This window comes from Pseudofulvimonas gallinarii (genome assembly GCF_004343305.1).
GTDB classification, from domain to species: domain Bacteria; phylum Pseudomonadota; class Gammaproteobacteria; order Xanthomonadales; family UBA2363; genus Pseudofulvimonas; species Pseudofulvimonas gallinarii.
Genome location: NZ_SMAF01000015.1, coordinates 18,799 through 37,327 on the forward strand (window position 1 = coordinate 18,799; position 18,529 = coordinate 37,327).

Genomic DNA, 18,529 nt, shown 5'->3' on the forward strand with positions numbered 1-18,529 from the left:
CGACGGCATCCGCGGCAAGGGCCACGGATGCCGTCCTTTTCAGCTCAGTCGGTGATGAGCGCCGACGGCGCGAAATTCGTGCGCCGCCGTTCCACGACGCGGCCGCTTTCGATGCGGCCCTCGACCAGTTCGTATCCCAGCAGCGCGAAGACGCGGTCGCCGATGAAGATGGGTCGCGCATTGCCGTACCAGTCCACGCAGCTGGCCCGGCAATGATCGTTCACCGTGCCGGCCGACCGGACCGCCAGTTCCCCCAGCGGCGACAGGTCAAGATCGCGGTTGCGCAGGTAGAGGACGGCAGCCGACCCGGACAGGTGGGACTGCATCCGGCTGCCGTGTGGCTGCCCGATCACGGGCAGGCCGACGACGCCACTGCCGCCGCCTTCGTCCTTGTAGAAGAAGCCATGCGTGCGGTTTTCACCCTGCGCAGCCTGTGCTTGCACGTAGACGCCGGCGAGGGCGACTTCACCGGCCTCCATGCGCAGGCTGGAGAAGTGCAGGTCCGCCTTCGCGCTGCCGACCACGATCGCGTGGGTACCCATCGCCTCGATACGTTCGACGCCGTGACCCAGCACCACCGCCTGCACCGCACCCGCTCCGGCATGGCGCACGGCATAGGCGATGCCGCTGGCCTTGCTGTCCGTGGCCCGGGCCCACGGATTCCTCGCATGTCCATACACGAGCCAGTCGCCGATGTAGCGGTTCTGCATCGGGCCGTCGACCTGGCCGGGCAGGCGCCGGTAGGCGTTCGCCGGCGCTTCGTCCCGGCCGTCGCCGAACATGCCCAGATCGACCCGCAGCAAGGCCAGTTCGCCGTCCTGCGTCGCCTCGCCCCACATGCCTTCGCCCGCGCCGGCCTGCGTCAGCATCACATTGAGGTGACCGTCGTTGCCCTGCTGGAAGGACAGCTGGTCGATGGGCACGCCGCGCGTCCTCAACGCCGTCGGCTTACCTTCATCCAACGGAATGCGCACCAGCATCGAGGAGTTGGCCGCGGCGCCGCCATGCCGGGTCGTCCACACGAACACCGAGTCGGCGGATACATGGAACACCCGACCCGCCGCACCAAGCACCGCGACGGCCGAGCAATCGAGATCGTCGCCGCCCAGATCGCAGCGCACCACGGTATGCAAGGCCATGCCGGCGAAGGGATCGACGTTTTCGTCGGCACGGTACAAGCGCGTCGCCGGCAACAGGCGCTTGAAGTCGTCGGGCCCGGCATCCGCGCTCCAGCGCCGGACGGCCGGCATGAAGTCGCGGCGCTGGATGTTCCAGGCGTTGACGTACAGCGGCGTGTACAGGATCAGGGTCTCGCCGACCAGGCGGCTGGCGTAGTTGCGCGACGAGAAGTAATCGTTGCTGCGCAGGTGCCAGGTATCGCGGTAGGACAGCGCCCCATCGCCATCGATCCTGAAACGCACCAGTTCGGTGCCGCCACGCGCGTAGCTGTAGCCGATGACCACGACGGTGTCGCCGGCAACGAGCATTTCGTCGTACCAGGCACCTGCCGGGTTGATCCCGGGGCCGAAGGCATCGACCGTGGACACCGGACGCAGGCTGTCGCCGCCGATGCGCACGGTGAAAAGCCGACCACGTCGCAGCACTACCAGGTGGTCGCCGTGGCGTTTGACGATGCCCCCTTCGTCAACACCGGGGGTCTGCAGGTTGGTGATCGATCCGGCCGAAGGCGGCTCGAAGGCGGAGGATGGCGCGGCCACGGACGCGGGTGCCGGTGGCGGCATGGGCGCCGACGACTGCAGCATTTCCGCGTGGCGCGCCTGCTGTTCACGCCGACGCTTCCCGGCTTCTTCCGCCCAGTGCGCCAGGAACGCCTCGAAGGCCTCCTCGCTCGCGAAGGCCGGCAGGCCGGGCTGTGCCGACGCCAGCGATGCCCGCGGAGATTCTTCGACAGGCCCGGCGCCCATGGAGCCGGCGGGTTTCACGCCGGTGCAACCCGTCACGCCGATGACGGCCGACACCAGCGCAGTCCTCACAGATCGGTTCATGGTCACCTCCGCCGCTCGATAGTGGCGGATCCAACGCAGGTTCCGTGAAAACGGGGTTGGCAGCGGCCACCTTCCGCTGCGTGATCGACCTGGCACCGGCGCCCTCAATGTCCCGCCCCATGGCCGCAAAACGCGCTCCCGTCGGCCGGCGCCCTGATGTCCTTGACGAGGATGCCCTCAGGGCGCACCGCAGCCGGGACGGATACCCCTGCAATGATTCAGTGCCTGTGCGACCCGAACCGGGGAAATTGCCGCAACCGCACCGCCGTCGCGGCGCGGCCCCTACTTCGCGGTCGAATCCAGCGCGGCGCGCAATGATCCGAGGAACTCGCCGGCCGTCGCGCCAGCGGTCGCCGGATCGGTGGCCGTGGCCATACGCTCGACCAGCGCCGATCCGACGACCACGCCGTCCGCCAGCGCACCCACCTCGCGCGCCGAAGCGGCATCGCGCACGCCGAAACCGATCACCACCGGGACGTTTGCCAGTTCGCGCAGCGCCGCGACCGGCGCTGAAACGGCCTGGGCATTCAGACGGGCGGCACCGGTCACGCCGGCGAAGGCGACGTAATAGATGAATCCGGTGGCCGCCGACGCCAGCTGCGCCCGGCGTTCGCCGCCGGTGGTGGGCGCCGCCAGCAGGATCTGGTGCAGCCCCTGTTCGGACAGCAGTGCCTGGAACGGCGCGGCCTCTTCCAGCGGGGCATCGACGAGCAACAGGCCATCGACGCCGGCCGCAGCCGCCTCGCGGGCGAACCGCTCTCGACCATGGATCTCGACGGGATTGAGATAGCCCATCAGCACCACCGGCGTGCAGGTGTCCCCGGCACGGAAGCGATTCACCAGTTCGAACACCGCCGGCGCATCGGTACCCGCGGCGATGGCGCGTTCGCTGGCCTTCTGGATCACCGGTCCATCCGCCATCGGATCGGAGAACGGCACGCCCAGTTCGATCAGGTCGGCGCCGGCGGCGACCGCGGCCTTCATCGCCGCGAGCGTCGCCTCGATGGACGGGTCGCCGGCGGTGATGAAGGGAATCAATGCCGTGCGTCCCTGCTCGCGCAGGGCGGCGAAGCGGACATCGATGCGGTTGTGGACGGTGGCGCTCACAGTTCGATTCCCTCGCGGGCAGCTATGGTGTGCACGTCCTTGTCGCCGCGACCGGACAGGTTGACCAGCACGGCCTGGTCCGGACGCATGTCGCGCGCCAGGCGCATGCCCAGCGCGACGGCGTGGCTGGATTCCAGCGCCGCGAGGATGCCCTCGGTGCGTGCCAGCGTATGGAACGCGGCCAGTGCCTCGCCGTCATCAACACCCAGGTAGGTGGCGCGACCGGTCTCCTTCAGCCAGGCGTGCTCCGGACCGACGCCCGGATAGTCCAGGCCGGCCGAGACCGAATGCGTTTCGGTGATCTGCCCGGCGTCGTCGCACAGCACGTAGGTGCGGTTGCCGTGAAGGATGCCGGGGCGGCCAGCCGCCAGCGACGCGGCATGGCGGCCGGTGTCGAGGCCGTCGCCCGCCGCTTCTGCGCCATAGATCGCCACGCCGGCGTCGTTGAGGAAGGCATGGAACAGGCCGATGGCGTTGCTGCCGCCGCCGACGCAGGCCACCAGCGCATCCGGCAACTTGCCGTAACGGGACTGCATCTGCGCCCTCGCCTCGCGGCCGATGACCGCATTGAAATCACGCACCATCTTCGGATACGGATGCGGCCCGGCGACGGTGCCGATGATGTAGAAGGTGTCATGGACGTTGGTGACCCAGTCGCGCAGCGCCTCGTTGAGCGCATCCTTCAGCGTCTGCGAGCCGGCCGTCACGGGCACGACTTCCGCGCCCAGCAGCTTCATGCGGTAGACGTTGATCTTCTGCCGCTCGATGTCGGTGGCACCCATGTAGACGACGCATTTCAGACCCAGTCGGGCGGCCACCGTGGCGGTGGCGACGCCGTGCTGGCCGGCGCCGGTCTCGGCGATCACGCGCGGCTTGCCCATGCGCTTGGCGAGCAGCGCCTGTCCGACGGTGTTGTTGATCTTGTGCGCACCCGTATGGTTCAGGTCCTCGCGCTTGAGCAGGATCTGCGCGCCGCCGACCTCGCGGCTGAGGCGCTCTGCGTGATAGATCGGACTGGGCCGGCCGACGTATTCGGCAAGGTCACGGTCGAGCTCGGCGATGAACGCCGGATCCATGCGGTAGTGCTCGTAGGCGGCCGTGAGTTCGGCCAGCGGCGCCATCAGCGTCTCGGCGACGTAGCGGCCGCCAAAGCCACCGAAACGGCCGTCAGCGTCGGGCCAGGCGTGGAAATCGATGGGGTCGGTCACGGCAATCCGTCAGGACAGGAAACAGGGCCGGCAAGTTTCTCACGATCTGCTGCGCTGCGGGATAGCGGCGCCGTTCAGTGGTCGCAAGCGCGCACGGCCGCGACGAATGCCGCCATGCGCTGCGGATCCTTTACACCTGGCGCCGATTCGATGCCGGAAGAGACATCGACGGCAAAGGGTCGTGTCAGGGTGATGGCGTTTGCCACGTTGTCCGGGCGCAGGCCGCCGGCAAGGACCAGCCGGCGTGGCGTCCGCGGCCACTGCGACCAGTCCAGGGCATGTCCGCTGCCGCCGGCGCCACCGGGCGCATGGGCATCCAGAAGCAGCGCCTCGGCTGAGGGATGGCTGGTTTCAACGTGCGCCTGCGCATCGTCAACGCCGAGCACGCCCAGCGCCTTCCAGTACGGAATGCCGAAGCGGCTGCAGGACGCCTCGTCCTCGCTGCCGTGGAACTGCAACAGGTCCGGGCGGACGGCGGCGACGACGGCATCCACGTCGCCCGGGCTGCTGTCGCGGACCAGTGCGACGATCCGTGCCTGCCGCGGCTGGCGGCGCGCAGCCTCGGCCAGTTCGACCGCCCGCGCCAGATCCACGCGCCGCGGACTGCCATGCGCGAAAACGAACCCGATGTAGTCGACATCGAGGGCACAGGCGATCTCGACGTCGGCCACCCGGGTCAAGCCGCAGAACTTGATCGCTGGCGGCTGCGCATTCACAGCGGATCGTCGCACTCCAGCCAACCGGGTAGACCCAGGCCACGCGGATAGCGCGGCCCGAGGAACGTCAGGCCGTCCGGCGGCGCGGTCACCACTTCGCGGATGCGCGTGCGTCCGGCCAGCAGCTCGGCAACCCACCCGGGATCGCGGTCACCGCGGCCGATCGGAAGCAGCGCCCCAACGATGTTTCGCACCATGTGGTGCAGGAAGGCGTTCGCCTCGACCTCCACGACGACGCGATCACCTTCGCGGCGAACGCCGACCTCGTGCATGCGGCGACGGGCGTGCCGGGCCTGGCAGGCCGCGGCACGGAAGGCTGAAAAGTCATGTTCACCGATCAGCGCCTGTGCCGCCTCGTGCATGCGCCCGGCATCAAGCGGCCGTCGCTCCCAGGTCAGGTAGCCGGCACCGAGTGCCGGTCGCACCGCGCGGTTGAGGATGATGTAGCGATAGCGGCGGCGGCGCGCCCAGAAGCGCGCGTGGAACTCCGGCGGGACGATACCGGCCCAGGTCACCACGACCGATGACGGCAGGTTACTGTTGCAGCCGAGGATCCAGCCGCGCATGGGCCGCACGGCCGTGGTATCGAAATGCACGATCTGGTTGATCGCATGGACACCGGCGTCGGTGCGGCCGCATCCCTGGATGTCGACCGCTTCGTTGGCGACCCGCGCCACGGCGGCTTCCAGGACGCCCTCGACTGTCGGGCCGTGACTGAGCCGCTGCCAGCCGAGGAAGCCGCTGCCGTCATACTCGACCGCCAGCGCAATGCGCTGGCGGCCAGTCAACGGCGCTGCCGTCACAGGGACGCGAGGAGCTTCCGCGCCGCCTCGCGCTGCGAGGTGTCTCCCTCGCCGAGCACTTCCTCGAGCATTGCCCGGGCGCCTTCCGGATCGCCCATGTCGAGGTAGGCACGCGCCAGTTCGAGCTTGGTCGCGGCGTCGTCTAGGCCGCCACTGCTGTCTTCAGCGAAGCGGTCGTCGCTGTCGTCAGCGGTGGTCGCCGTCGGTGCAACCGGCTCTTCCGCAGCGAAGCTGTCGATCTCCTCCCGCAGGCGCAGGCCAAGGTCGTCGTCACCGCTGTGGCTGACGAACTCCAGACCGGCGTCGTCCTCGGCGGAGGCAGCCGGCTCGGAGAATGTCGGCGCCTGTTCAGGCTCGGCGTCGCGGACCGAACTGAAGGCCGACGGATCGAAGGCGATCGGCTCGACCTCCGCCCCGAGGTCCTCGACCTTCTCCTCGGACGGATCGAAGGATGCACCGCTGAAGTCATGGACGTGGACGACGGACGACTTCGGCGCCTCCACCACGGCTTCGACCGGCGTCGCCTCGGGTTCGTCGAGATCGGGCAGGCCGATGTCGATTTCCTCTTCGGACGACCAGACCGGACGGTCCGGCTGCGCGGCGCTGGCGAACAGCGAATGACCGGCCAGCAGCTCGTTGCCCATGACCCGCACGCTCTGCCATTCCTCGGAGATCTCGCTGCCCGGACGGTCGTGGAAGCGCTGCGCCCAGTACTCGAACTGTTCGGCATCGCCGTTGGAGTAATGGATGCTCAGCAGCTCCAGATAGGCGCCGAAATCGTTCGGGTCGGCCTCGATCTGGTCGACCAGGGCCTGCGTCTCGCTGGCCAGGCTGTCGTCAATGGCGGCAACCGCGTCGTCGGCGCCCGCGGCGTTCTCGCCGAACAGGTCGGCGACGGAACGGCGCGGTCCTTCCTCGACAGCCTGCGCCTGCTTGCGCTTGCGGGCGGAGAGCAGCACCAGCAGCAGGACCAGCGCGATCGCGACGAGCGCGCCGCCCTGGATCAGCGGATTCATGTACCAGGGATCGGTCCCGGCCGGGGCCGGAGCGGGTGCCTGGACGGACTGCGTCGGCGCGGCCTGCGTCGGGGCGGGCGTCGGTGCCGGGGTTGCGGTTGCCGGCTCTGCGGGCGTCCAGGTGTCGGCCGTGGAAGCGCCTTCAGCCTCTTCGCCGGCGAACGGATCCTCACTGCCGGCGGTGGCTTCGGACGCCCAGTCGGCTTCGCTCTGCTCTTCGCTGCCGGCCAGCGGGGCAACTTCCGCTTCCTCCGGCCCGGCGGCGTCGCTGTCGCCGCCGTCGGACTCGCTGGCGGTAGCCGTGGCGGTCGCGACCGGCTCGTCCGCAGTGACCGGGGCGGACGTCGGATCGACGATGGTCCCGGACTCAATCGCCGGCGCCGGCTCGACGGCCGGAGCAGGCGTTGCCGTCGCCGCCGGCGCAGTCGACGCTGCGGTCGCCTCGGCGAGGCGGCGCTGCAGTTCGGCCAGCTCGGTGTTCTTGAGCTCGAGCAGGCGCGAATTCTTGGCGTTCAGCTCTTCAAGGTCACGCACGCGCGAAGTCAGCTCGGAGAGCTCCTGGTCGCGGCTGCGCAGGTCTTCACGGGCACGCTGCAATTCGGACTGGAGTCCAGCCACGTTGGTTCCTCCCTGATCGGCGCCGGCACGGCCGGCCGCCTGTTCACCCGAACCGTCCCGTCCGGGCGGCAGCAGTTCCAGACGATCGCCCGCCGGAGCGGTTGGACGTCCCTGGCTCGCGGTCGGCCGGCCCGATCCGGCGTCGGCCAGCGAGGCGACACCGGTCCAGCCGGAGTTCTGCCGGCGGACTTCGGCGCTGGCTTCGCTGGCGCGGACGCTGGCGGCGAGGTCGGCATCCGGAATGCGCAGCACCGCGCCGGCACGCAATGCGTTGATGTTGTCATTGAAGAAGGCGCGCGGATTCTCGCGCTGGATCGCCAGCATCATCTGGTTCGCGGTCACCCCGGCCGATTCGGCATAGCTGCGGGCGATGCTGCTCAGCGTGTCACCACGCTGCACCGTATAGCTGTCGCCACTGGCGACAGTCGCCGCGGCCGGAGCCGGCGCCTGGGCCGGGGCCGTGGCCGGGGACGACGGACGGCGCTGCTCGGCCGGTGCGGCAAAACCGGGCGGTGGCGGTGCACTGGAACGCGGTGCCGGGGCCGGCGCGGGTGCCGGGGCCGGTGCCGGGGCCGGAGCAGGTTCGCTACGGACCGGCGCTGGCGCCTCGGCGACGGTCTCCATGGGCGGCACGTCCTGCGACACCAGCGGCGCCTCGGACAGTGCCTGGGTCTGCGCAGGGGCCGGCGGCGGCGGTGCGACGCGGGCGATGCTGCTGGAAGGTGCGGCGATGGGCGGATCGAGGAGCAGACCGTATTCGCGCAGCAGGCGGCCGCCACTCCAGTTCGCTTCGACGAGCAGGGTCAGGAAGGGCTCGCGGACCGGTTCGTCGCTGCGAACCCGGATGACCGTCTGGCCACGGTCGTTCTTGACGGTGTCGAAACGCACCATGACAGGCATGCGCGCCCTTTCCAGGCCCAGCCGAGCAAAGTCCTCCTGGCTGGCCAGCTTGGCGACAAGCTGTTCGGCTTCACCCGGCGTCGCCTCGCGCACGACGATCTCGGCATCGAGCGGCTGGTTCAGCTTGGACTTGACGAGAATCTCGCCCAGTCCCAGCGCAAACGCGGCGCTCGACAACGCCGCCATCAGGCAAGCCCCTAACAGGACACGGATTTTCATTTTTATTGACCCCCCTGGCCCTGCCTCAGAAGCCCACGTCGGACGCCCCTGATACGAAGCCTTCTCATGACTTGGCCGCAACTATAGATCACATCTGATCTTTTTTGGAAGATCCAGGTCCACCGCGATGGTGGACCCTAGCGAATTCTTAACGTGGAAGCAACAGCTCGGCCACCTGAACGGCGTTCAGCGCGGCGCCCTTGCGGATGTTGTCCGCCACCACCCACAGATCGAGTCCGCGGGGATGGGAAATGTCCTCGCGGAGCCGGCCGACATAAACCGGATCGGTGCCAGCGGCATGGCTCACCGGCGTCGGATAGCCGCCCGGCACGGCCTCGTCGACCAGTTCCACGCCAGGCGCCGCCGACAGCAGCACCCGCGCGCTTTGGACATCGATCTTCTCGCGCGTTTCGATATGGCAGGCCAAGGCATGGCCATAGAACACGGGCACGCGCACGCAGGTCGGATTCACCTGGATGTGTTCGTCCTCGAGGATCTTCCGCGTTTCCCAGACCATCTTCATTTCCTCGCGGGTGTAGCCGTTGTCCATGAAGCTGTCGATCTGCGGGATCAGGTTGAAGGCGATCTGGACGGGAAACCTTTCCGGTGCCGGATCCTGGAAGTTCAGCAGCCGCGCGGTCTGCTTGCCGAGCTCTTCCATCGCCGAGCGCCCTGCCCCGGACACCGACTGGTAGCTGGCGACATTGATGCGTTCGATGCCGACCGCACGATGGATCGGCGCCAGCGCAACCAGCATCTGCATCGTCGAGCAGTTCGGATTGGCGATGATGCCGCGCGGGCGATCAGCAAGCGCATGCGGATTCACCTCACTGACGACAAGCGGCACGTCCGGGTCGTTGCGGAAGTGCGAGGTGTTGTCGATGACGACGGCGCCGGCCGCCGCCGCCCGCGGCGCATGTTCGGCGGACACGCTGCCACCGGCGGAGAAGAAGGCGAAATCGACGCCGGCGAAATCGAAGTCGGCGAGGTTGCGCACCGTCACCGGTCGGTTGTTGAAGCGCACACTGTCGCCAGCCGACCGTTCGCTGGCCAGCGCGACCAGTTCCCCGACCGGGAACCCGCGCTCCGCAAGAATGGACAGCAGGGTTTCACCGACGGCCCCGGTGGCACCGACCACCGCGACCCGATAGTTCTTGTTGCTCATGGATGCTTCCGTCACTGCACAGGGATGCGTGCCGCCGCGCCCGCGGGCGTCGGCGGCAGCGGCATGAGGATGAAGGTCGATTGTGGCAAATCGCGGGCGTTCCGGCGGAAGCCGTCCGACTCCCCGTTCATGGTCCGCCGCATTGCGCCCGATGGCGCAGGTACTGGTCGAGCAGCACCAGGGCAACCATCGCCTCGGCGATGGGCACGGCGCGGATGCCCACGCAGGGATCATGGCGACCCTTGACCTCCACCGTGACCGGGGCGTTGTCGCGATCCACCGACTGCACCGGCAGGCGAAGGCTGGACGTCGGCTTCAGCGCCATGGAACAGGTGATGGCCTGGCCGCTGCTGATCCCGCCCAGAATCCCGCCGGCATGGTTGCTGGCGAAGCCTTCCGGGCCGATCGCATCACGATGGTCGCTGCCGCGTTGAGCCGCCACCGCGAAGCCATCGCCGATCTCGACGCCCTTGACCGCGTTGATGCCCATCAGCGCCGACGCGAGCTCCGCATCCAGCTTGCCGTACAGCGGCGCGCCCCAGCCCGCCGGAACGCCTTCGGCGACCACGTCGACGCGGGCGCCGATGGAGTCACCCGACTTGCGCAGGCTGTCCATATAGGTCTCCAGCGCCGGCACCATGTCCGGGTCCGGCCAGAAGAACGGATTGCCTTCCGCGGCATCGGAATCGAAGCGCGTCGGCCGCAGTTCGCCGATCTGCGAGACATGTCCGCGCACGCGGATGCCGAAGCGCTCCGACAGGTACTTGCGGGCGACAACGCCTGCGGCGACCCGCATTGTCGTTTCACGGGCGGAGGAGCGGCCACCGCCGCGGTGATCGCGGATGCCGTACTTCCTGTCATAGGTGAAGTCGGCATGCCCGGGACGGAAGACCCTGGCCAGGTCGTCATAGTCGCGGCTGCGTGCATCCGTATTGCGGATCAGCAGCGCGATCGGCGTGCCAGTGGTGACGCCTTCGAAAACGCCGGAGAGGATCTCGATGCTGTCGGCCTCGCGGCGCTGCGAGGTGTGGCGGCTGCGTCCCGTTGCCCGGCGCTGGAGATCGCGCGTGAAGTCGCCGGGCGCGATCGCCAGCCCGGGTGGACAACCGTCGATCACGCAACCGATCGCCGGTCCGTGGCTCTCGCCGAAGGTGGTCACGCGGAAAAGATGGCCGAAGGTGTTGTGCGACATGGGCGGAGTGTAACGGCTGCACCCGTCCGGTTTGCGCGCCGGCCGATCGCCCCCGTCATCGCCTCCATCATCGCCCCCTCTGCGAACCCTGCTTCGGCCGGCACACCGCATGCACGTCGCGCCGGGTCACCGCATCCCCGCCTTGCCCGCATAATGCATGCGTTCCGCCACCTGAGCACGAGCCCCCATGTCCCAGCCCAGCATCCGTATAGTCGAAGTCGGCCCGCGTGACGGCCTGCAGAACGAGCAGACCCTCGTTCCCACGCGCACCAAGATCGAACTGATCGACCGGCTGGCGGCGACCGGCCTGAGGACGGTCGAAGCGACGGCCTTCGTGCATCCCAAGTGGGTGCCGCAGATGGCCGACGCCACCGAAGTGATGGCCGGCCTGGATCCGCGGCCCGGCGTCAGCTATCCGGTGCTGGTGCCCAACCTCCAGGGCCTGGAGCGCGCGCTTGCGGCGGGCGCGCGGGAAGTGGCGGTTTTCACCGCCGCCTCGGAGGCCTTCAACCTGAAGAACACCAACGCCAGCATCGCCGATTCGCTGGAACGTTTCCGCCCCGTCCTGGCCCGCGCCGTGGAAGCCGGCGTCGCCGTCCGCGGCTATGTCTCGACGGTACTCGGCTGCCCATACCAGGGTGACGTGCCGGTTGCCGACGTCGTCGGCGTCGCCACCGCGCTGCATGAAATGGGCTGCTACGAGGTCTCGCTGGGCGACACCATCGGCGTCGGCACACCACGCAAGGCAGCGGCCCTGCTGGTGGCGGTGGCTTCCCAGGTTCCGATGGCGGCGCTGGCCGTGCATTTCCACGACACCTGGGGCCAGGCGCTCGCGAACATCCTTGCCTGCGTGGAAGCGGGCGTGCGCGTTGTCGACAGTTCGGTCGCCGGACTCGGCGGCTGCCCCTATGCCCGCGGCGCCACCGGCAATGTCGCCACCGAGGACGTCGTCTACATGCTTGACGGACTGGGCCTCGAAACGGGCGTCGACCTCGAGGCCCTGGCGCAGGTCGGTGGCTGGATTTCCGCCGAGCTGGACCGGACCAGCCAGAGTCGAGCCGGCCGCGCCCTCCTCGCCCGTGCCGGGAGCGCCGGTTGACATTTACGACAAACATCGTACGATCCTTCCCGATCGGCCGTTTCCGGATGCCGATGTGGGAGCGACCATGGGAAGACATCCCAGCAACAAGCCGACCGAGGCTGAACTGGCCATTCTCCAGGTGTTGTGGATGAAAGGGCCCTGCACGGTGCGCGAGATCTTCAACACGTTGTACCAGGCCGACGATTCCAGTTACACGACGGCCCTCAAGCTGCTGCAGATCATGCACGGCAAGGGGCTGGTCGAACGCGACGAGTCGGCACGGGCACATACGTATCGTGCCGCGGTCAGCCAGTCCAGCACCCAGAGCCGGTTCCTCAGCGACGTCGTGAACCGGGTCTTCAATGGCTCCAGCTCGCAGCTGGTACTGCAGGCGCTGGGCACCGCACCGCCGACTTCCAGCGAGGAACTGGCCGAGATCCGGGCCCTTCTCGACCGCCTGGAAAGCGAACACAAGGAGTGACCGCGCATGCCCTGGGAGACGCTTCAGACCCTCAGCCAGACCCTTGCCTGGACGCTTTTGCACTTCCTGTGGCAAGGGGCGATCGTCGGCGTGATCTACCTGCTGGCCTGCCGCTGGGCCGGCACGACGCGGCAGCAGCATGCGCTCGCACTTGCCGCACTACTCGTGGTCCTCGCACTTCCCGTCATCACTTTCCAACAGCTGCACGGTGCGGAAAAGGCAGTCGCCGCAACCCCTGCCCTTGCGCAGGGCGTCGCGTCCACGGCGGTGATGGCGACGGCCGACGTTTCACCGCAGGTCATCGCGACACCGTCCGGTTCCGGCAGCAGCGCGAACTGGGCCTACCTGCTCGTCTTCGCCTGGTTTGCCGGTGCAATGGCGATCGCCTTCCGACTGCTGCGCGACTGGCGCCTGCTGCGCGGGGCGATCAGCTTGGGCAGTGATCCGGCACCGGAACTGCTGGCGATGCTTGAACGGCAGATCCGTCGCATCGGCGTCGCCCGCCCGGTCCGTCTCCGGCTGACCGCACGCATCACCACGGCCGGCGTCTACGGCTGGCTGCGTCCGGTCATCCTGCTGCCGACCGCACTCGCCCTGTGCATGCCGCGCGACCAGCTTGAAACCCTGCTCGCGCACGAACTGGCGCATATCCGCCGCGCCGATTTCCTGGGCAATTCGCTGGCGCTGCTCGCCCGCACGCTGCTGTATTTCCACCCGGTCGTCCATCGCATCTGCAAGGACCTGGAGCGCACGCGCGAGCAATTGTGCGACGACCTCGTGGTCGCGATGGACATCGACCGCATCAAGTACGCACGCGCGCTGAGCACCGCGGAGTCGTTCCGCCAGCGCGTCACCGTGCCGGTCCCGCTGCTGACCGCGACCGGTGGCGAGCTCAGCGAGCGCGTGCACCGCATCCTCGACCTGCCCACCGACGGCCACAGTGGGCGGGAGCGTGCGCCGCTGCTGCTGGCACTCACGGCCGTCGCGGTGGCCGTCCTCGGCCTGGGCGGTTCGGAGACCTCGCGCCTGCTCAGCATTGCCCGCCCCGAGTTCCAGGCCGTGTATCTGGCGCTGGCGGCACCGCAACCGCCGCGCATCGCCGCGCCGGACATCGACTGGTCCGCCGACGCACCCGCGTTGCCGACGTTGGCGACGCCTGCACCAGTGGATGTCCAGGCGCCCGTCGCTGGCGACTTCGTCATTCCGGCACCGGTCCTGGCCGCACCGGCCGTCACGACGAGCGTGCCCGCCCCGCCGGCGGTCGCGAACATGCAGGCCGATCCGGTGACCCCAATGGCCGCGGCTGATTTCGATGCGGGTGCGGTGTCCCCGCCGGCCACGGAATACGGTCCTGAATCCGCGGTCGCGGCCCCGGAAACAAGCCGGACGCCGATGGCGCGCAAACCACGTGTCATGCGCCAGGTCCAGCCGACGTATCCGCGCGACGCACGCCTGGACGGCATCGAAGGCAGCGTGACGCTCGCCTATCGCGTCGATGCGGACGGCTACCCGCGGGAGATCAGGGTGGTGTCTGCGAATCCCGCCGGCCCGTTCGAAAAGGCGACGATCGACGCGCTCGAACGCTGGCGTTTCGCCCCGGGTGACGCCGGCGAGTTCCAGCAGTCGTTCGACTTCCTCCTGGGAACCGACGAACGCTGTGCGCCGCGCATCGGCACGCGCATCTGCCGGCCGGGCCGCGATTGATCTCAGCCCGCGCTTGCTAGGATGGGCACCCGGAACCCAAGGTGCCCGTCGATGACTACGCTGTTCTGCACACAGGAACTGTTCTCCAGGCTGCCGGCGAGCGGCCAGTCCGCGTCCGACGACAACCGGCTGGGTGCATGGACTGCCATGCCCGTGCCCCTCGCACCCGTGCGGATGGTGCTTGCGGTCAGCGACCATGCGCGCCTGCCCGTCGCACTGCTGGCCGAACCGCATGACGATCTCCTCGAACGCCTGCCGGCGGCGCTCTACGAGTTGCTGCTCGCCATCCGGTTTCCCGCCGACCTGGCGCGGCTGGAGCGCGACGCCATGCAGCCGATGCACGTCGCGCCTGCCGGGGGTCGCACCGCGCTCGTTTTCCTGGAGGACTACGCCGTGCAGTTGCGCACTGCCTGGGAACAGGGCCTGAGCCGCTCGCCGTCCGAACTGTCGCTGCACCTGACCACGCTGGCCACCGAACACCTGGAAGGCAGGACGCCGGCCCAGGCGGCCCGCCGCCGCTTCCAGCTGCTGCCCGACCAGACCGAAGCGCTCGGCCTGTGAGTGCCGCGACGGATTTCGCGCCGTCCACGGTCAATCCGGGACGTCCATGAGCGCGCGTTTCCTTTTCCACGACTACGAAACCTCGGGTGCGGATCCGGCGCGCGACGGGCCGCTGCAGTTCGCTGCCGTATGCACGGACGCCGACCTGGAGATCATCGAGGAACCGGTCAATTGGTTCTGCCAGCCGGCGATCGACCGTCTGCCGCAGCCGCAGGCCACTCTGATCACCGGCATCACGCCGCAGCAGGCGCAGCGCGAGGGCGTGCCCGAGGCGGAATTCGCGGACCGCATCCACGAGCTGATGAGCCATCCGGGGACCTGCGCGCTTGGCTACAACTCGATCCGCTTCGACGATGCCGTGACGCGCCACCTGCTGTGGCGGAACCTGCATGATCCCTACGCGCGCGAGTGGGCCAACGGCAATTCGCGTTTCGACCTGATCGACCTCGCGCGGATGTGTTTCGCATTGCGCCCGGAAGGCATCGAATGGCCCGTCCGCGAGGACGGCAAACCGGGTTTCCGCCTTGAGCACCTGGCGCGGGCCAATGCGCTGGACCAGGAACGCGCCCACGATGCGCTCAGCGACGTCTATGCGACGCTGGGCCTGGCGCGCCTGATCCGCCGTCTGCAGCCTAAACTGTGGAACTACGCGCTGGGCCTGCGCGACAAGCGCCGCGTGCGCGGGATGCTGGACTGGCTGTCCGGCAACGCGTTGCTGCATACCTCGGAGAAATTCCCGGCCGAGCGCGGATGCACCTCGCTGGTACTCCCTGTGGGCCCGTGCGCGGACAGCGACCAGGGCGTGGTCGTCGTCGACCTGATGGCCGATCCCGGCATCCTGATCGACAACGATGTCGATGAGCTGCGCGATCGCCTGTTCACCCCGCGAGCCGACCTGCCCGAGGACATCGAACGGCCGGCGATCAAGGCGGTGTACGTCAACCGCTGCCCGATGCTCGCACCGGCAAGCGTGCTGAAGAACGTGGATCTTGCACGTATCGGCCTCGACCCTGAGCGTTGCGAAGCCAACCGCCAGCGCCTGCTCGCCACGCCCGGACTTGCCGACAAGCTGGCGCGCGTCATGCAGCGCAGCGATGCCGACGGTGCGGTCGAAGACGTCGAGCTGGGCCTGTACCGCGGCGGCTTCCCCAGCCCGTCCGAACGCGCACGCCTCGATCGCGCGCGGCGGATGCCGGCAACGGAACTGCACGGACAGGATTTCGGATTCGAACAGCCCCGGCACGTGGAGCTGCTCTTCCGGCGACGCGCGCGCAACTGGCCGCAGACGCTCGACGATGCCGAGCAGCAGCGCTGGCGGCAGTTTGTCGCTGAGCGCCTGCACGGCACCCACCCGCTGTCACAGGGCCGCGACGGACCATTCGGTCTGGCCGAGTACCGGCAGACCATTGCCGCCTGCCGGGTGCAGGCGGACGGCCGCGCGCTGGCGCTGCTGGACCAGCTGGAAGCCTGGGGCAACGACCTGGAATCGCAGTGGCTTTGAGATGAAGCCGTCGCTCAGCCGGCGGCGGGCAGCAAGCGGGCTCGACGTGCCATGCGTTGCAGGGAAGGATCGAAATCGCCACGTCCCACGTCGGCGAGTGGCCACCAGCGCAGGTCGTCCGATTCGTCGCTGACCATGTAGGCCTCGCTTTCCGTTGCCCGTACCAGGAATCTCACGTCGTAGTGCCAGTGCCCGGGCATTTCGCGGTACGGCGGAATCCAGTGCCGGTCCAGGTCGAAGATCGCCGGCTCGATGCGCAGGCCGGGCAGGCCTGTTTCCTCGCAGGCTTCACGCAGCGCGACGCGCCGCAGGTCGCTGTCGCCATCGGCATGTCCGCCCGGCTGCAACCAGCGCTGCAGCTTGCGGTGGTGGGTCAGCAGCGTCCGTTGTCCATCGATGCCCAACACCAGCGACGATCCGGTGAAATGGCCGTGCCTGCCGCTGCGCCCATACGGTTCCGGATCGGCACCGGCCGCCAGTGCCCGGAACAGCTCGACGGCGGCAGCGTCCCCGGGATGGCGGTACAGATAGTCGGCCAGTTCACGGCTGAGATCGAACATCACTGTGAGGAAGAGAAAGCGGCAGGCGGTTGCGGAGGATGCCCTTTCGGCGTGCCCGGGAACAGCCCGCGCGTCGCCCGGACGGCCGTTTTCGCCGCGCCGCCCCTTGCCCTGAGCGCGCTGCTGCCGTAGCGTTCGGCGGTCTGCCTCTGGGCAGGGAGGAGTCGGTCAACACGCCGGCAGTCGATTTCAACACACCTGACAGGTGGTCAAGCACATGCTCAAAGGTCTATTCGCCATCAAGCCGATCACACCCGCACCGCACGTCGATGCCGGTGAACCCGTCGAAGGATCCCTTGCCGGCGAGGGCTCGCTGAAGCGCACGTTGACCGCCACCCAGCTGGTCATGCTCGGCGTCGGCGCGGTCATCGGTGCCGGCATCTTCGTGCTCACGGGCCAGGCGGCGGCGGCGCACGCCGGCCCTGCCATCGTCCTCAGCTTCGTCATGGCCGGCTTCGCCTGCGCCCTCGCCGGCCTGTGCTACGCCGAGTTCGCCTCGATGATGCCGGTCTCCGGCAGCGCCTATTCCTACTCGTACGCAACGCTTGGCGAATTCGTCGCCTGGTTCATTGGCTGGTGCCTGGTGCTCGAATACCTGTTCGCCGCGTCCACGGTGGCCGTCGGCTGGTCGGGCTATCTCAACAGCCTGCTGGGGACGATGAACATGGCTTTGCCGGATACGCTGGCAATGGCCCCGTTCTCGGTGGTCGGCGGCGAGTTCATCCGAACCGGCGCCATCATCAACCTGCCCGCCGTCCTCATCATCGCTGCGATCAGCGGCCTGTGCTACGTCGGCATCACGCAGTCGGCGTTCGTGAATTCGATCATCGTCGCCATCAAGGTCACGGTGATCCTGCTGTTCGTGGCATTCGGCCTGCAGTTCGTCGATACCAGCAACTGGGTGCCCTTCATCCCGGAGAACACCGGCCCCGGCCAGTACGGCTTCGAAGGCGTCGTCCGCGGCGCGTCGATCGTGTTCTTCGCCTACATCGGCTTCGACGCCGTCTCCACGGCCGCCGGTGAGGCGCGCAATCCGCAGCGCGACATGCCGATCGGCATCCTGGTCTCGCTGGCGGTCTGCACCCTGATCTACATCATCGTCTGTGCCGTGCTGACCGGCATGGTGCATTACTCGCAGCTGGGCACGGCGAAGCCGGTGGCCACGGCGCTGGAAGCCTATCCGAGCCTGCTCTGGCTGAAGACGCTGATCGAGATCGGCGCGATCGCCGGCCTGTCGTCGGTGATCCTGGTGATGTTGATGGGCCAGCCGCGCATCTTCTACAGCATGGCCAAGGACGGACTGCTGCCCAAGGTGTTCGGCAAGGTGCACCCGAAGTACCAGACGCCTTACATGGGAACGATCATCGTCGGCGTGACCGCCGCCGTGCTCGCCGGTTTCCTGCCGATCAACCTGCTCGGCGAAATGGTGTCGATGGGCACGCTGCTGGCCTTCGCCACCGTCTGCGCCGGCGTCCTGATCCTGCGTTTCACCCAGCCGAACCTGAAGCGGCCCTTCCGTGTGCCGGGCGCGATCCTGGTCTGCCCGCTGGGCGTCGCCGCGTGCCTGTACCTGTTCGTGCCGCCGTTCGCCGAGCACTGGCCGATCTTCGTCGGCTGGACCGCGCTGGGCATGCTGATCTACTTCGGCTACGGCTACTGGCACAGCAAGCTGCGCACGCGCTGAGCCGCCG

General features: G+C 68.3%; 15 protein-coding genes. 6 read left to right on the plus strand and 9 right to left on the minus strand.

The annotated features are described in order from the left end of the window. Nucleotides 1-44 precede the first annotated feature (44 nt). The 8 genes from EDC25_RS10220 to aroC all read right to left on the minus strand — a co-directional run bounded on the left by EDC25_RS10220 (nucleotide 45) and on the right by aroC (nucleotide 10,950). Nucleotides 45-2,006 (minus strand): beta-propeller domain-containing protein, encoded by a 1,962-nt coding sequence (locus EDC25_RS10220; protein WP_132577480.1) that lies wholly within the window; start codon nucleotides 2,004-2,006, stop codon nucleotides 45-47. A gap of 282 nt (nucleotides 2,007-2,288) precedes the next feature. Further along, nucleotides 2,289-3,113, minus strand: coding sequence for a tryptophan synthase subunit alpha (gene trpA, locus EDC25_RS10225; RefSeq protein WP_123522207.1), 825 nt, complete (start codon nucleotides 3,111-3,113; stop codon nucleotides 2,289-2,291). After that, entirely contained in the window at nucleotides 3,110-4,321 is a 1,212-nt protein-coding gene (trpB, locus tag EDC25_RS10230) for a tryptophan synthase subunit beta (protein ID WP_123522208.1), read from the minus strand. The genes trpA and trpB overlap by 4 nt, the downstream gene beginning before the upstream one ends. A 74-nt stretch (nucleotides 4,322-4,395) precedes the next feature. After that, a complete protein-coding gene (locus tag EDC25_RS10235) occupies nucleotides 4,396-5,052 on the minus strand; it encodes a phosphoribosylanthranilate isomerase (protein WP_243695118.1) in 657 nt (218 codons plus the stop codon). After that, complete coding sequence (gene truA / locus EDC25_RS10240) at nucleotides 5,034-5,825, minus strand: tRNA pseudouridine(38-40) synthase TruA (RefSeq protein ID WP_123522210.1); 792 nt, start codon at nucleotides 5,823-5,825, stop codon at nucleotides 5,034-5,036. The genes EDC25_RS10235 and truA overlap by 19 nt, the downstream gene beginning before the upstream one ends. Nucleotides 5,826-5,836: 11 nt before the next feature. After that, nucleotides 5,837-8,593, minus strand: coding sequence for a motility hub landmark protein FimV (locus EDC25_RS10245; protein WP_132577481.1), 2,757 nt, complete (start codon nucleotides 8,591-8,593; stop codon nucleotides 5,837-5,839). Between the two features lie 148 nt (nucleotides 8,594-8,741). Continuing rightward, the gene (locus tag EDC25_RS10250) at nucleotides 8,742-9,758 is read right to left on the minus strand and encodes an aspartate-semialdehyde dehydrogenase (protein WP_123522212.1); all 1,017 of its coding nucleotides are present in this window, start codon (nucleotides 9,756-9,758) and stop codon (nucleotides 8,742-8,744) included. A 127-nt stretch (nucleotides 9,759-9,885) separates the two neighbouring features. After that, nucleotides 9,886-10,950, minus strand: a complete 1,065-nt coding sequence (gene aroC, locus EDC25_RS10255) for a chorismate synthase (protein WP_123522213.1) — start codon at nucleotides 10,948-10,950, stop codon at nucleotides 9,886-9,888. A 187-nt stretch (nucleotides 10,951-11,137) separates the two neighbouring features. Between aroC and EDC25_RS10260 the strand changes: the two genes are divergently transcribed. The 5 genes from EDC25_RS10260 (at nucleotide 11,138) to sbcB (ending at nucleotide 16,278) form a co-directional block, all read left to right on the plus strand. Beyond that, nucleotides 11,138-12,049: a hydroxymethylglutaryl-CoA lyase gene (locus EDC25_RS10260; RefSeq protein ID WP_123522214.1), complete on the plus strand. Its 912-nt coding sequence runs from the start codon at nucleotides 11,138-11,140 to the stop codon at nucleotides 12,047-12,049. 67 nt (nucleotides 12,050-12,116) lie between these two features. Further along, nucleotides 12,117-12,512 (plus strand): BlaI/MecI/CopY family transcriptional regulator, encoded by a 396-nt coding sequence (locus EDC25_RS10265; protein WP_123522215.1) that lies wholly within the window; start codon nucleotides 12,117-12,119, stop codon nucleotides 12,510-12,512. 6 nt (nucleotides 12,513-12,518) lie between these two features. Then, the gene (locus EDC25_RS10270) at nucleotides 12,519-14,216 is read left to right on the plus strand and encodes a M56 family metallopeptidase (protein ID WP_123522216.1); all 1,698 of its coding nucleotides are present in this window, start codon (nucleotides 12,519-12,521) and stop codon (nucleotides 14,214-14,216) included. A gap of 51 nt (nucleotides 14,217-14,267) precedes the next feature. Beyond that, entirely contained in the window at nucleotides 14,268-14,777 is a 510-nt protein-coding gene (locus EDC25_RS10275) for a DUF6933 domain-containing protein (protein ID WP_123522217.1), read from the plus strand. Between the two features lie 46 nt (nucleotides 14,778-14,823). Further along, a complete protein-coding gene (gene sbcB / locus EDC25_RS10280) occupies nucleotides 14,824-16,278 on the plus strand; it encodes an exodeoxyribonuclease I (protein WP_123522218.1) in 1,455 nt (484 codons plus the stop codon). Between the two features lie 14 nt (nucleotides 16,279-16,292). Here the strand turns inward: sbcB and EDC25_RS10285 are convergent, their stop codons facing one another. Then, entirely contained in the window at nucleotides 16,293-16,838 is a 546-nt protein-coding gene (locus tag EDC25_RS10285; protein ID WP_123522219.1) for an NUDIX hydrolase, read from the minus strand. Between the two features lie 217 nt (nucleotides 16,839-17,055). Here EDC25_RS10285 and EDC25_RS10290 point away from each other — a divergent pair, with 217 nt between their 5' ends. Then, entirely contained in the window at nucleotides 17,056-18,522 is a 1,467-nt protein-coding gene (locus tag EDC25_RS10290; RefSeq protein ID WP_123522258.1) for an amino acid permease, read from the plus strand. Nucleotides 18,523-18,529: the final 7 nt, after the last annotated feature.

Coding starts and splice junctions, on each gene's coding strand:
- EDC25_RS10220 (WP_132577480.1), bottom strand. CDS start 2,006: ATGAACCGATCTGTGAGGACTGCGCTGGTGTCGGCCGTCATCGGCGTG.
- EDC25_RS10245 (WP_132577481.1), bottom strand. CDS start 8,593: ATGAAAATCCGTGTCCTGTTAGGGGCTTGCCTGATGGCGGCGTTGTCG.
- EDC25_RS10250 (WP_123522212.1), bottom strand. CDS start 9,758: ATGAGCAACAAGAACTATCGGGTCGCGGTGGTCGGTGCCACCGGGGCC.
- aroC (WP_123522213.1), bottom strand. CDS start 10,950: ATGTCGCACAACACCTTCGGCCATCTTTTCCGCGTGACCACCTTCGGC.
- EDC25_RS10260 (WP_123522214.1), top strand. CDS start 11,138: ATGTCCCAGCCCAGCATCCGTATAGTCGAAGTCGGCCCGCGTGACGGC.
- EDC25_RS10265 (WP_123522215.1), top strand. CDS start 12,117: ATGGGAAGACATCCCAGCAACAAGCCGACCGAGGCTGAACTGGCCATT.
- EDC25_RS10270 (WP_123522216.1), top strand. CDS start 12,519: ATGCCCTGGGAGACGCTTCAGACCCTCAGCCAGACCCTTGCCTGGACG.
- EDC25_RS10275 (WP_123522217.1), top strand. CDS start 14,268: ATGACTACGCTGTTCTGCACACAGGAACTGTTCTCCAGGCTGCCGGCG.
- sbcB (WP_123522218.1), top strand. CDS start 14,824: ATGAGCGCGCGTTTCCTTTTCCACGACTACGAAACCTCGGGTGCGGAT.
- EDC25_RS10285 (WP_123522219.1), bottom strand. CDS start 16,838: ATGTTCGATCTCAGCCGTGAACTGGCCGACTATCTGTACCGCCATCCC.
- EDC25_RS10290 (WP_123522258.1), top strand. CDS start 17,056: ATGCTCAAAGGTCTATTCGCCATCAAGCCGATCACACCCGCACCGCAC.